12 protein-coding genes are annotated in these 13,922 nt (G+C 62.9%); 8 read left to right on the forward strand and 4 right to left on the reverse strand.

Annotation, left to right across the window (positions count from 1 at the left end; translation table 11 throughout):
• Positions 1–9: 9 nt before the first annotated feature.
• On the forward strand, positions 10–2,928 hold the full coding sequence (locus MHX63_RS08085) for a leucine--tRNA ligase (protein ID WP_239388050.1): 2,919 nt from the start codon (positions 10–12) through the stop codon (positions 2,926–2,928).
• A 536-nt stretch (positions 2,929–3,464) separates the two neighbouring features.
• Here the strand turns inward: MHX63_RS08085 and MHX63_RS08090 are convergent.
• The 4 genes from MHX63_RS08090 to MHX63_RS08105 form a co-directional block, all read right to left on the reverse strand.
• A complete protein-coding gene (locus tag MHX63_RS08090) occupies positions 3,465–4,061 on the reverse strand; it encodes a hypothetical protein (RefSeq protein WP_239388051.1) in 597 nt (198 codons plus the stop codon).
• 266 nt (positions 4,062–4,327) lie between these two features.
• Complete coding sequence (locus MHX63_RS08095; RefSeq protein ID WP_239388052.1) at positions 4,328–5,257, reverse strand: universal stress protein; 930 nt, start codon at positions 5,255–5,257, stop codon at positions 4,328–4,330.
• 25 nt (positions 5,258–5,282) lie between these two features.
• Entirely contained in the window at positions 5,283–5,750 is a 468-nt protein-coding gene (locus tag MHX63_RS08100; protein ID WP_239388053.1) for a MarR family winged helix-turn-helix transcriptional regulator, read from the reverse strand.
• Between the two features lie 90 nt (positions 5,751–5,840).
• Positions 5,841–6,932 carry an inositol-3-phosphate synthase gene (locus MHX63_RS08105; protein WP_239388054.1) on the reverse strand — a complete coding sequence of 364 codons (1,092 nt, stop codon included), beginning with the start codon at positions 6,930–6,932 and terminating at the stop codon, positions 5,841–5,843.
• Between the two features lie 190 nt (positions 6,933–7,122).
• On the opposite strand from MHX63_RS08105, the gene MHX63_RS08110 reads away from it, so the two are divergent.
• The 7 genes from MHX63_RS08110 (at position 7,123) to rplI (ending at position 13,756) form a co-directional block, all read left to right on the forward strand.
• Entirely contained in the window at positions 7,123–7,464 is a 342-nt protein-coding gene (locus MHX63_RS08110; protein ID WP_239388093.1) for a DUF5318 family protein, read from the forward strand.
• Positions 7,457–10,201: a transglycosylase domain-containing protein gene (locus tag MHX63_RS08115; RefSeq protein WP_239388055.1), complete on the forward strand. Its 2,745-nt coding sequence runs from the start codon at positions 7,457–7,459 to the stop codon at positions 10,199–10,201. The genes MHX63_RS08110 and MHX63_RS08115 overlap by 8 nt, the downstream gene beginning before the upstream one ends.
• Positions 10,182–11,804, forward strand: a complete 1,623-nt coding sequence (locus MHX63_RS08120) for a glycosyltransferase family 87 protein (RefSeq protein WP_239388056.1) — start codon at positions 10,182–10,184, stop codon at positions 11,802–11,804. The genes MHX63_RS08115 and MHX63_RS08120 overlap by 20 nt, the downstream gene beginning before the upstream one ends.
• Positions 11,797–11,979 (forward strand): hypothetical protein, encoded by a 183-nt coding sequence (locus MHX63_RS08125; RefSeq protein ID WP_034985176.1) that lies wholly within the window; start codon positions 11,797–11,799, stop codon positions 11,977–11,979. The genes MHX63_RS08120 and MHX63_RS08125 overlap by 8 nt, the downstream gene beginning before the upstream one ends.
• Positions 11,980–12,174: 195 nt before the next feature.
• Positions 12,175–12,462 carry a 30S ribosomal protein S6 gene (gene rpsF, locus MHX63_RS08130; protein ID WP_011274321.1) on the forward strand — a complete coding sequence of 96 codons (288 nt, stop codon included), beginning with the start codon at positions 12,175–12,177 and terminating at the stop codon, positions 12,460–12,462.
• A 137-nt stretch (positions 12,463–12,599) separates the two neighbouring features.
• Positions 12,600–13,220 (forward strand): single-stranded DNA-binding protein, encoded by a 621-nt coding sequence (locus tag MHX63_RS08135; protein WP_239388057.1) that lies wholly within the window; start codon positions 12,600–12,602, stop codon positions 13,218–13,220.
• Positions 13,221–13,303: 83 nt separating this feature from the next.
• The gene (gene rplI, locus MHX63_RS08140) at positions 13,304–13,756 is read left to right on the forward strand and encodes a 50S ribosomal protein L9 (RefSeq protein WP_239388058.1); all 453 of its coding nucleotides are present in this window, start codon (positions 13,304–13,306) and stop codon (positions 13,754–13,756) included.
• The last annotated feature ends 166 nt before the right edge of the window (positions 13,757–13,922 follow it).

Raw genomic sequence — 13,922 nt, forward strand, 5'->3', positions numbered from 1 at the left:
TGTTGAAGCATGACTAACGGCAGCAATGAAGACAATTCCTACCGCTACACCCCTGGGCTTGCGGCCAAGATCGAGGCCAAGTGGCAGAAGCACTGGGCCGACAACGGCACTTTTAATGCCCCGAACCCGACGGGCGATCTGGCGGAGCCGGGCGCGGAGCTGCCGGAAGACCGCAAGTTTATCCAGGACATGTTCCCCTACCCATCGGGAGTGGGCCTGCACGTGGGCCACCCGCTGGGTTACATCGGCACGGACGTGTTTGCGCGCTTCCACCGCATGAAGGGTGCGAATGTGCTGCATACGCTGGGTTACGATGCGTTCGGCCTGCCCGCCGAGCAGTATGCGGTGCAGACAGGCACCCACCCGCGCACCACCACCATGGCCAACATTGCCAACATGGAGCGCCAGCTGGGCCGCCTGGGCCTGGGCCACGACAAGCGCCGCAGCTTCGCCACCACGGATACGGATTATTACCGCTGGACGCAGTGGATTTTCCTGCAGATTTACAACTCCTGGTTCGACCCGGAGGCCAAGAACGCCAACGGCACCTTGGGCAAGGCCCGCCCGATTAAGGAGCTGGAGGAGAAGCTCGCTGCCGAGCGAGCCGACTGGGCGGACCTGAGTGCTGCCGAGAAGCAGGAGATCCTGGATAGCTACCGCTTGGTCTATCGCTCGAACTCGACGGTGAACTGGTGCCCCGGCCTGGGCACCGTGCTGGCGAACGAGGAGGTCACGGCGGAGGGCCGCTCCGAGCGCGGCAACTTCCCCGTCTTCCGCAAAAACCTGCAGCAGTGGATGATGCGCATCACCGCGTACTCCGACCGCCTGATCGACGACCTGGAGTACCTGGACTGGCCGGAAAAAGTGAAGTCCATGCAGCGCAACTGGATCGGCCGGTCCCGCGGCGCGGAGGTCACGTTCGACTGCCTGGGTCACAACATTGACGTGTTCACCACGCGCCCGGACACGCTGTTCGGTGCGACGTACATGGTGCTGGCCCCGGAGCACGAGCTGGTGGATACGCTCGTCGCGCAGTCCGGTGGTTCTTCTGCGGGTAGTGACGCCTACACGGATGTCGACCCACGGTGGACTTACGGCCAGTCGACTCCGGCTGCTGCAGTGGAGGCTTACCGGGCGGCCATTGCCGCTAAGTCGGACCTGGAGCGTCAGGAGAACAAGGAGAAGACGGGCGTTTTCCTGGGCGTTTACGCCACTAACCCGGTGAACGGTGCGCAGGTACCGGTCTTCATCGCTGATTACGTGCTGACGGGCTACGGCACCGGCGCGATCATGGCTGTGCCGGCGCACGATAACCGCGACTTTGAGTTCGCCACCGAGTTCGGGCTGCCGATCGTGCCGGTGCTGGCGCCGGAGGGCGCTGGTGAAGGTGAGAGCGCCGAGCTCACCGAGGCTTTCCCCGAGGACGGCCCGCACATCAACTCCAACAACTCCGACGGCCTGGAGCTCAACGGTTTGGGCAAGGCGGAGGCCATCGACAAGGCCATCGAATGGCTGGAATCCAAGGGCGCCGGCAGCGGCAACATCCAGTACAAGCTGCGCGACTGGCTGTTCGCCCGCCAGCGCTACTGGGGCGAGCCCTTCCCCATCGTCTACGACGAAAACGGCATGGCCCACGGCCTGCCGGAGGAGACGCTCCCCGTCGAGCTGCCCGAAGTGGAGGACTACAAGCCCGTCAGCTTCGACCCGGATGATAAGGACTCCGCCCCCCAGCCCCCGCTGGCCAAGGCCAAGGAGTGGGTCGAGGTCACCCTGGACCTCGGCGACGGTGAAAAGACTTACTACCGCGACACCAACGTCATGCCGCAGTGGGCTGGTTCCTCCTGGTACCAGCTGCGTTACATCGACCCGAACAACGACAACGCCCTGGTAGACATCGAAAACGAACGCTATTGGGTCGGTCCGCGCGAAGGCCGCCCCTCCGGCGGCGTGGACCTGTACGTCGGCGGCGTGGAGCACGCCGTGCTGCACCTGCTGTACGCCCGTTTCTGGCACAAGGTGCTGTTCGACCTGGGAGTAGTCTCCAGCTTCGAGCCCTACTACCGCCTCTACAACCAGGGCTACATCCAGGCCTACGCCTACACGGACTCCCGCGGCGTGTACGTCCCCGCGGAGGAGGTCACCGAACGCGACGGTAAGTTCTTCTGGGTTCGCGAGGCCGATGAGGCTGAGGGCGTCACGAAGGAAGAAGAAGTATTCCAGGAATACGGCAAGATGGGTAAGTCCCTCAAGAACGCGGTCTCGCCCGACGAAATCTGCGACGACTACGGTGCGGACACCCTGCGCGTGTACGAGATGGCGATGGGGCCGCTCGACACGTCGCGGCCGTGGGCGACGAAGGACGTGGTCGGTGCGCAGCGATTCCTGCAGCGCGCGTGGCGCCTCGCCGTCGACGAGAACACGGGTAAGGGCTCTGTGAGCGATGACGCCCTCACGGATGACGACCTAAAGGCCCTGCACAGGACCATCGCGGGGGTTCACGAAAACTATGCAGAGCTGCGCGACAACACGGCCGTGGCGAAGCTGATCGAGTACGTGAACTACCTGACGAAGACCTACTCCGCCGGGCCGGCTCCGCGGGCAGCCGTGGAACCGCTAGTGCAGATGCTGTCGCCGGTGGCGCCGCACATCGCCGAGGAGATGTGGGAGATCCTGGGCCACTCCGAGGGCATCACTTATGAGCGCTTCCCCGAGTGGGACGAGAAGTGGCTGGTGGATGACACTATCGAGCTGCCTGTGCAGGTGATGGGCAAGCTGCGTGGTCGCATCAACGTGGCGACCGATGCGTCGCGGGAGGACATCGAGGCTGCTGCGCTGGAGGAGCCGAATGTCGCTTCGCACATCGAGGGCAAGACGGTGGCGAAGATCATCGTGGTGCCGGGCAAGATGGTGAACATCGTCGCGAAGTAGCGGCCGGGCGGGGGCGCTGGCGCGTGCTGGTGCGGCCGGGCTGCAGTTTTCCTTTTTCCGGCGGCGCGTTGGCGCCGGCTGCCGCGTGGGGCTTTGGCGCCGGCTGCCGCGTGGGGCTTTGGCGCCGGCTGCCGCGTGGAGCGTTCCTGCTGCCGGGAGGCCACTGCAGGTGCTGCTCGATCGGCGTTCTCCTTTTCTCGGCGGCGCGGTGGGTTCGCGAGCGCACTCATTACAGTTGCGGACGTAAGTCGCGGATCTTTGAGGCACTGAATCGAACTAACATGTGAATTCATACAGCTGAAACGTCACAGTGACGCTCCTGAAAAGTTAGAACTGAAAAATTTCTGGCGATGTGGTGGGCCGCTCGAGGGGGATTGTCCCAAATCTTCCACTCTACTTTTATAAGTTTCTATTTTCGCAGGTCAAAAGCCTGCGGATTCTGTGCTTCACAGTTGCTACCAGCCGAAAGTGGAAGATTTGGGACATCCAGGTGCGGGGTTGGTGGAGACGAGGCGGAGTTTGGAGGACTAGTGGAACTAGAGGTTGTGGTCGAGGAGCAAATACGCGCCGACCGACGTGATCCAAGCCATGCAGAATGGCATGATGAACCAGATCACTGCTACCCATGGGCGCCACCGCTGGTGGTTCTTCCACTTGTAGTAGGTGATGAAAGCAGATCCGAACAGCCCAAAGAACGCCACGGAAGTGGGAACTATAGCGAACAGCAGCTGGAAAGTCCGGCTGCACAGTTGTGCGGAGGAATCTGCATCGCAGTAGGGGCCGCCGATGACTTTGGAGGAAATCCAAATCAGGATCGCCGACAAGGTGGTGGCCACGATCACGCCAGCGAAGAACCAAATCGCCTGGCGAGTGGACTTATTGTTGCGCTCGAGGCGGAGCAACGGGTCGGCCTCGTAGTCCAGCTCGGTGGGGGCGCTGGGACGATCCAGCTCGGATAATTCGAGGTGGGAGTTGTCGGAATAGGAGCCTGCGGGGCGGGAGCCGCCGAGAGTGGAGCCGTCGGGTGAGGAGGCGCCTGGCTGGGAGCCTGCGGGCGACGAGCCCTCGGGCTGGGAGGAAGAATCCGGGTTATCAGCAGGTGAAGGGCCATTGTTCAAACCATCATTGCTCATAATGACCTCAAATCTACACCCGTCGGTGCCTAATCAGAACCCGCGCGGGCGCGGCCGCTGCGCGTTGGGCGGCCAAGCGCGACGCGCAGCGAAGCGAAATCTTCGGCGTATCGGCACGCGGCGTGTAGCGCGGCGGGGTGGCACGCAGCTTGGCGCATGTAGCGCGGCGGAGAGCGTTTAGAGTGCGGAAAGCGCGTCGCGCGAACGGTGTGGCGCATGTAGCGCGGGCGGTGGGAGCACCGCCGCTCCGGGCACTGGACAGCGCGCTAGACGGTGCTCAGCAGGACCGGCACCGGACTGTGCCGCAGAATCTGGTTCGTCGACGGGCCAATGAACACGCGGTGGAAACCACCCAGCGTGCTGGAACCCATCACCAGCAGATCGCCCTTCTTCCACTTCAGGGCGTTGATCGCGCCGGACCAGCCGTAGCCGCTGCCGACCTCCATCTGCACGGTCAGGTCGCTGTGCCTGTTCAGGGCACGGTCCCGGCCCCGGTCCAGCAGCGCCAGCGCCTGCTCACGCCACTCGACCATCATGTCCGAGTTGTCGATGAACTCCGTCTCCGTCGGGTACATTGTCGCCCCGCGCGGGCTAAACGCCACCAGACGCAGCGGAACATTCCAACGGTGCGCCAGGTCGGCGGCGCGGCGTAGAGCCTCGTGCGACTGGTCGGTGTCGATGTAGCTGCAATTGACCCTGGTGACGCCACGTTTCGACAGCTTCGGCGTCCGCGGAGCCAGCAGTAGTGGCAGCGGGGCGTAGTGCAGCAGAGCATCCGCCGTCGAGCCGATTCGGAAGCGAGAATGCGGCGCAGCGGGGTGGGAGCCCAAGATCATCATGTCGGCGTTGAACTCGGCGGCGGCGTCAATAAGAGCCTTCGTTTCCGAGTGATCAACAGTGACGGTAGAGGGCTCGTCGGCGTCTAGCATCTGCTCCGGCAGCTTGGCCAGAGCGAGAGCCTTCTGCGCGGCGGAGGATACGGCCTCGGATTCCTTTTCGATCCACTCCGAGTAGCTATCGAACTCCAGCTCCGGCTGCGCCGTCCAGGAGCGCGAGATGACCGTGGCGGTGCGCAGGGCGATGGTTTCCGTGCGGGCGATCCAGGCGGCGACCTGTGCGGCTTCGTCACCTGCAGATTCGGGGCGCCACGTGAGGAGTAGACGGAGGGGGTTGACGGGCTTGGGGGTGTTGCTCAAGGAAGATTGCTCGCTAGCTCCAGCTCTAGTGCTGGTCGTTGTTCAGCTTTGCCTCTATAGCTTCAGTGTAGCGGCGCAGAACCAGCTCGATGACAGAGGTAGCGTCTGCAACTTCCTTGAGTTCTTCCTCGCTGAGACTGTCCAGCATGCTGGCCAGCTGCTCGGCGCGTTCGTCGCCCAGGCGGCGGAGCTCCTCGCGACCCTTGTCGGTGAGGGCGACGCTCACACCGCGGCGGTCGGAGGTGTCGCGCACGCGGGTGACCAGTTCCATCGTCTCCAGCTGGTTGACCGCGTTGGAGGCGGTGGGCATGCGGATCGTCTCAGTCGCCGCGATCTGGCTGATGCGCATTGGGCCGTTTTCCTCGAGAATCATGAGGATCGACAGTTGCGCCATGCTGATGTGCGAGCTCTCCGTTTGGCGGAAGTACAGCAGGTACAGACGCGTCAACGGGAGGCGTAGTTTCTTGGCAATTTCGAGAGATGTGGAAGCCATAGGTACTAAAATACAACAGTTTTGCAAGTAAATGCTCATGAGGGTCGCCTAGTACGGCTGTTTTGCCCCCACGCTCCCCGTGCCCAGCGCTTAAGCGCCGTTGATGAACTCTTCCAGCTGCGCGCGGGCGACGTCGTCCGGTAGCTGCGTCGGCGGGGACTTCATCAGGTAGCTGGAGGCCGCCTCAACCGGGCCGGCCACTCCCCTGTCCAGCGCGATCTTCGCGGCGCGCACTGCGTCGATGATGATGCCCGCGGAGTTCGGGGAGTCCCAGACCTCCAGCTTGTACTCCAGGTTCAGCGGCACTTCGCCGAAGGCGGAGCCCTCCAGGCGGACGTATGCCCACTTGCGGTCGTCCAGCCACTCCACGTAGTCGGACGGGCCGATGTGGACGTTGCGGTCGTGGACCCTGCCGGCCAGCGGGCTTTCCTGCAGGTTGGAGGTCACGGCCTGGGTCTTGGAGATCTTCTTGGATTCCAGGCGGTCGCGGTCCAGCATGTTCTTGAAGTCCATGTTGCCGCCGACGTTCAGTTGCATGGTGCGTTCCAGGCGCACGCCGCGCTCCTCGAAGAGGCGGGCCAGCACGCGGTGGGTGATGGTCGCGCCGACCTGGGATTTGATGTCGTCGCCGACGATCGGCAGGCCGGCTGCGCGGAACTTTTCGGCCCACTCTGGGTCGGAGGCGATGAATACCGGCAGGGCGTTGACGAAGGCGCAGCCTGCGTCGATGGCACACTGCGCGTAGAAGCGGTCGGCCTCTTCGGAGCCGACGGGCAGGTAGCTGACCAGCACGTCCACGTTGGCGTCGCGCAGAGCCTGTGGCACGTCGACGGGCTCCGCGTCGGATTCGGTGATGCTTTCCTGGTAGTGGCGGCCGAGGCCGTCGAAGGTGTGGCCGCGCTGCACGGTCACGCCGGTGTGCGGTACGTCGGCGATCTTGATGGTGCAGTTCATGCCCGCATCGATGGCTTCGGAAACGTCCTTGCCTACCTTGTCGGCGTCCACGTCGAAGGCGGCGGTCACGTGCACGTCGCCGACCGAGTAGGGGCCGAACTGGGTGTGCATGAGGCCGGGGACGTTCTCGGTCGCGGCGGCGTCGGAATACAGGTGAATTCCCTGGATCAGTGAGGTCGCGCAGTTGCCGAGACCCACGATTGCGATGTTGCAGGTATTAGATGTCATGCGGTCAACGCTAGGTCTTGGCTTGGTGAAAACCGCTCTTCGTCGGCAGGTTTACCGATCAAGCCGGGTTGGTTTATCGATCAAGCTCGCGCGCGGTGGGGGTTGTCCGGGCCGTGTTTAGAATGTGGGTGTGTCGATTTCGCGAAAGGCTATTGATAGGTCACTCGATCGCCGTCGCACTCTTTCTCGGGTGCGCGGGGTCGAGGGCTTTGTTGGTGACGCCACCCCGCGGCTCCTTTCGTCCGCGGAGGTTCTAGGTCAGGCAGTCGACCGCCCGTGTCCGGTGTGCGGAAGGCATGATTTAAGGGAAACGCAGTGGATTCACGGCGATGTATTAGGTGAAAAGTCGGGTACAGCGCGTAGTGTTAGAGAGATCAATGGTGTTATTGATGCGCTAGTGAATGTGCAACAGGATGCTGAGTTCTCGATACACACCGTTGAAGTGTGCATGAAATGTAGATGGAATCACTTGATCCGAGAAGAGCTGATCGGGATCACGATCGACAATCAGGAGACTCGTCTAGTTGAGTAGCGACAAGCCGTCCAAGAACCCGTTATCCCGCGGTGGGTCCGGAAATTCCGGCGCCGGCCGTGGCGGACAGCGGAAGCCGGGGAAACCGGGTAAGCCTGCACAAGGTAAGCCGGCACAGGGCCGGGGTGCTCAGCCAGGTAAGCGCCGTAGCGCCCAGGGGCGCCCAGCACAGGGGCAGCCAGGCAAGCCAGGCCAGTCAGACCAGCGTCGGGCTGCGCACGGCAAGCCGGCGCAAGGAAGGCCGGCACAGGGCCGGGGTGCTCAGCCGGGTAAGCGCCGCAGCGCCCAGGGACGTCCCGCACAGGGTCAGTCTGCCCAGGGACGCCCCGCTAAGGGTCGCCCGGTGAAGGGCCGTCCGTCGCAGGGCAAGCCGTCGCACGGCAGGCCCACGCAGGGTCGCGGCACCAAGCCGGTGAAGTTCGGAGGTTCCCGCCGGGTAGGAGCCGCAGCGGGAGCTGGGGCTGGTGCTGCGGGGGCGGCGGCGTCACAAAGAAAGAGGCCACAGAACAACGGCCAGAACGGGCCCAATAAGAATGGATCACAGACTCGCGTGAAAAAGAATGGATCCCGATCCGTGGGCGACGGAAAGCTAAAGGCAAGGACGCGCAAGAAGCGCAGCTGGCGCGACAAGCGCACCCTGCGTAACTTCTTCGCAGGTCTGGCAGCCGTCATGGCGGTGCTGATTATCGTGCCGTTGGTGGCGTTCTTTACGGCGTATTCGGTGACGAAGGTGCCGGAGCCGGAAGAGCTGGTGAACAATCAGATCTCCTACATTATGGCCAGCGATAACGACACCGAGCTGGCGCGCATCGTGCCGCCGGAAGGCAACCGTCAGAACGTCAAGATCGACGAAGTCCCGATGGCAGTTCGCCAGGCCGTGCTGGCTGCTGAGGACCGCGAGTTCTACAGCAACCCAGGCTTCTCCGTCTCCGGCTTCGCCCGCGCGGCGGTCGGCCAGGTGTTGGGCCGAGAAGGCGCCGGCGGTGGCTCGACCATTACTCAGCAGTACGTGAAGAACGCGCTGGTGGGCGACGAGTTTAGCCTGAGCCGTAAGGCCAAGGAGCTGGTTATCTCCGCGAAGATGGCCCGCGAATGGTCGAAGGACGAGATTCTCGAGGCCTACCTGAACACCATTTACTTCGGCCGCAATGCCTACGGCATCAGCGCGGCCTCTCACGCCTACTTCGACAAGGACGTCAAGGACCTCACCCCGGAGGAAGGCGCAGTGCTGGCCGCAACCATCCAGGCGCCCTCTGGCCTGGATCCGTGGACCAACCGCGAGCGTGCGGAAGCACGCTGGAACTACGTGCTGGATGGCATGGTCAGCATCGACGCGATGAAGGAATCGGACCGGCGGAACGCCGTGTACCCGAAGGTGAAGGATCCGGCAGAAACTGCCGAAAGCACCCAAGCCGTGGGCACCAACGGCCTGATCAAGAGGAAGGTTATTGAAGAACTTGAACAGGCTGGCATCACCGAGGAACAGGTGAACACGGGTGGTCTGAAGATCACCACCACCATCGACGCGAAGATGCAGGCCGATGCGGTGGATGAGATCCACAAGAAGCTCGAGGGTCAACAGGAAGGCCTGCGCACGGCCGTGGTCTCGGTGGATCCGAAGACCGGTGGTGTGCGCTCCTGGTACGGCGGCGACAACCCGGTGGGCTTCGACTTCGCCGGAGCGGGCCTGCAGACCGGTTCTACGTTCAAGATCCTGGCGCTGGCCGCATACCTGGACCAGGGCGGCACCATCAATGACCAATTCGACTCCTCCCCCGTCATGACCGGTGACGCGCAGGTGAACAACGTCAGCGGCGCCAGCTGTGGCACATGCAGCATCGCCGAAGCTCTGAAACAGTCCCTGAACACCAGCTTCATCCGCTTGACCCAGTCGCTGAAGGGCGGCCCGCAGGACGTTGCCGACATGGCGCACCGCCTGGGCGTGGCCGAGGAGCTGCCGGGCGTGGGCAAGACTCTGCAGGAGGCAAACGGCAAGCCGGCAGAAGGCATCACGCTGGGCATGTATCAGTCCAGCCCACTGGACATGGCCACCGCTCTGGCAACCCTGACCAACGGCGGCACCTACCACCGCCCGCACTTCGTGGAGAAGGTGGAGAACTCCAACGGCGACGTGCTGCTGGATAACACCAACGACGATGGCGACCGAGTGGTTTCCGAGGAGGTCGCCAATGGCGTGATCCAGGCGATGCAGCCCATCGCGGCGTACTCCAACGGCAACACGCTGGCCGGTGGCCGTCCGTCGGCCGCGAAGTCCGGTACGGCTCAGCTGGGCGATACCGGCGAGAATAAGGACGCCTGGATGATTGGCTCTACCCCGCAGCTATCCACTGCCGTGTGGGTCGGTACCGCCGAGGGCAAGCCGATTCACAACAGCTACGGCGGCGTGATGTACGGCGCCGGCCTGCCCGCCCAGATCTGGAAGGGTGTGCTGGATCGCCAGCTGGAGGGCAAGGATGTCGAGCAGTTCAGCACCGGCGCAGCGGCCTCCGGTGGCGGTGGCTACGTCGGCGGCGGAGCTGCCCAGGGCGGCGACAGTGGTTACCAGGAGCAGGAACAGGCAGAGCCGGAAGCTCCGGAAGCTCCGGAAGCTTCGGAACCGGCTTCCCCGCCGGCGCCCGCGCCGCGCCCCGAGCCGCAGCGCCCGGCTCCTGGGGGTGGCAACCCACCGCAGAACAATGATCTACAAGACCTAATCGATGGAATCCTCAACCCATAGGAATCCGGCCGCGAGCCCGGGCGCGGAACCGGCCGCGGGCCAGCGCGCAGACCAACGTGTGCTGCCCTCCCGCACCGAGCCGATGGCCCGCGGATTCATCCGCTTCATCGGCGGCCCACCCGGCGCCCACGCCCTTATCGGCCGGGCGAACTGGTGGACTCCCCTGCGCGTCCTGCTCGCCACCGCCGCCACCTTTCTAGTATTCGGTTGGCTGCAAAAGGCACAGTGCATCCGCACCGGCTTCGACGGCGATGGCAACCCCTTTGTGGACTGGTCCGGGAAGCGCCAGTTCACCTCCGCTTGCTATTCCGACACGGTCTCCCTGTATGCCGGCCGCGGGCTGGATAACCTCGACTTCCCCTACTTCACCTCCTTCACCGACGACGGCGTCACGCGGTACATGGAATATCCCGTGCTGACCGGCCTGTACCAGTGGCTGATGGCCGCGATCGCGCGCCCAGTGGAGGCCGTGTGGAGTTTTCTCCCCCTGCCGCAGGCAGCGCCCGCCGCGATCTACTTCGGAGTCAACACATTCTTCTTGGCCCTGTTCTGGCTGATCGCCACCGGACTGATGACGAAACTCACCGGCAACCGAGTGTGGGACACGCTGCTGATGGCGGCCTCTCCCCTGGTCATCGTCCACGCTTTCACCAACTTCGACCTGCTGACCTGCGCGGCGGCTGTCGCCATTTTCATTTTCTGGGCCAACCGGCGCCCTGGCTGGGCCGGCGTGGCCACGGGCGTGGGCGTGGCGCTGAAACTATGGCCGGCGTTCATCGGCGGCGCACTGATCCTGCTGTGCCTGCGCCAGCGCGTCTGGGTTCCGCTGGCGAAGCTGGTCAGCTGGACTTTCGCCAGCTGGCTGATCATCAACCTCCCGATCATGGTCTTCGCGCCGGAAGGCTGGTCGCAGTTCTTCAAGCTGAACTCCGAACGCGGTTGGGAAGGCTCGACCATCTATGCCGTCATTGCTCACCTCTTGGGTAATGACGCCTGGAACGGCGTGTCTCCCACCCGGTCCGTTGAAGGCGCTGAAACTCTCAACCTGCTGACAGGCGTACTGCTGCTGATCGCACTTCTGGCTCTCGCCTGGCTGGTCATCGTCGCAGCGCCGCGCACTCCGCGGGTCGGCCAGGTGGCGTTCCTGGCCACGCTGGCCTTCATGATCACCAACAAGGTGTGGAGCCCGCAGTACTCCATCTGGCTGGTACCGCTGCTGGTGCTGGCTCTCCCCCGCTGGCGATTGGTCTTTGGCTGGGCGGCATTAGAGACTGTGTATTGGTACCTGCGCATGTGGCAGTTCCTGCCCGCGAACCAGGCGGCACCGCACTGGCTGGTTGATACCGTGACCATCGTCCGGCTCGGGCTGCTGGTGTTCATGGCGGTGCTGGTCATCCGGCAGATCATGGGCCGCAGCCCGGATCCGATCCGCGAGGCCCACGGAGGCCGCGATCCTCTGGCCGGAGTGCTGGCCGAGGAACCGGCTGAGGTGCAGGATGGCGTGCCGGCCAACCAGACCGCGTGCGAGAACGGGAATGGTTCCGGCGGAGAAGTGGGCGTCAATAAGAAAGGCGCCGAGAAGAAAGAGAGCAACGATGGATAACACGACGATAATCATCACCATGGCCAGTGTGCTGGTGGGATTCCTGTGCGTGGGTGGTAGCTTCGCGAGCTTCATGTACGGCAAGTCGAAAAAGCAGGTATGGACGCTTTTCAGCTTCGCCGTCTTGTTCTTGACCATCGTGCCGGTGGGGCTGGCAGTATTCGTCGCGGCGTAAGAGCGTGCAGCGCGCGTGGGGGCTGCGCTTGGGGCGCGAGGGGGTCACACGACTGGGCACTGCGGCCGCGCGAACGGGCATTTCTTAAAACGCGGGGCACCAGGTAGGCTGAGAGAGTTGCTGACGCAACGACCCTCCTGCCATGCCCAAAAGGGGTATGGCCGAAACACAAGACCATAGGAGGTGATGAGGTCCGTGCGTCAATACGAGATGATGATCATCATCGACCCTTCCCAGGATGAACGCACCGTTGCCCCGTCGCTGGACAAGTACTTGGATATTGTCCGCAAGGAAAACGGTTCCGTGGAAAAGGTTGATATCTGGGGCAAGCGTCGCCTCGAGTACCCGATCAACAAGAAGGACGAGGGCATCTACGTTGTTCTCGACCTGAAGTGTGAGTCGGCTACCGTGCTGGAAATTGACCGCCTGCTCAACATCAACGACCAGATCCTGCGCACCAAGGTGCTGCGGAAGGACCAGTAGCTTTCACAGCTGCAGGCTCCGAACGGACTGTACAGGCACCTTTAAACCACTAACCTAAGCACTGTAACCACTGAACCTTTTTGGGCTTCTATTCTTTTTGACGCCCACACGTCACCACACAACGTTAGGAAAGAAACATGGCACAGGGAGATACCCAAATCACCGTGGTCGGCAACATCGTTGCGGATCCGGAACTGCGCTACACCCCCAACGGGGCCGCAGTGGCTAACTTCCGCGTGGCCTCCACGCCCCGTCGCTACGACCAGCAGGCTGGTCAGTTCGTCGACGGCGAGCCGCTGTTTTTGACCTGCAACGTGTGGCGCCAACCAGCCGAGAACGTGGCAAACAGCCTGAACAAGGGTGACCGCGTGATCGTGACCGGCCGACTGCGCCAGCGTTCCTACGAGGATCGTAACGGCGAGCGCCGCACCGTCTTCGAGATTGAGGTGGAAGAGGTCGGCCCTTCGCTGCGCTTCGCTACCGCGGATATCAACAAGGCATACCGTGGCGGCGGCCAGGGCGGAAGCGCTGGTGGCAACGGCGGAGGCTTCGGCGGCGGTAATGCCGGCGGCTTCGGTGGCCAGGGCGGTTTCGGCGGGAACGCCGGCAACCAGGGTGGCCAGGGTAATCAGGGACAGAACAACCAGGGACAGAACAACCAGGGCTTCGGTGGCCACAATGCGGCCATGGATGACGACCCGTGGAACTCTGCCCCACAGTCCGGTTTTGGTGATGGCGACGACGAGCCGCCATTCTGATCGGCTAGCTTACAAGCTGCTGGTCAGCGTTAAATTTTTTTGAACATAATTGGTCAAACCAAAGCACAACGAAAGGCTGGATCATGAAGCTGATCCTCACCGCCAACGTTGACAAGCTCGGTGTCCCCGGCGACATCGTAGAGGTCAAGGCTGGCTACGGACGTAACTACCTGCTTCCGCGCGGCTACGCAATTGTTGCTACCCGCGGCGCTGAGAAGCAGATCGAAGGAATTAAGCGCGCGCAGGAAGCACGACAGATTCGCGACCTGGATCACGCACGCGAGGTTAAGGAAGAGCTGGAGAACCTGAGTGGCGTGACCGTTGCGGTCCGCACTGCAGAGACCGGCAAGATCTTCGGCTCTGTCACTGCAGATCACATTGTTGATGCAGTGAAGAAGGCCAACGGTCGTTCCCTGGATAAGCACAGCATCAAGCTGCGCAAGGGCGATGTTAAGGCAACCGGCGTTTACTCTGTGGACGTTCAGCTGCACGACGGCATCGTTGCATCCCTGAGCTTCGAGGTCGTTTCCGCGTAACTTCGCCCGGCTTGGTCGGTGTTTCAGTTGGCTGGGCTTGGCTGGCAGTTCGGCTGGCCCGGCTTTAAAGCGAGCTCCTGCGACCTGTGACTAGACACCACAGGTCGCCTGATTCGTGCCTAGACAACACGGATCGGGTGCCGAGTGTTTGCCTAGTGTTAGGCGC

This window comes from Corynebacterium sp. ACRQK, assembly GCF_022345965.1.
Lineage (GTDB): Bacteria > Actinomycetota > Actinomycetes > Mycobacteriales > Mycobacteriaceae > Corynebacterium.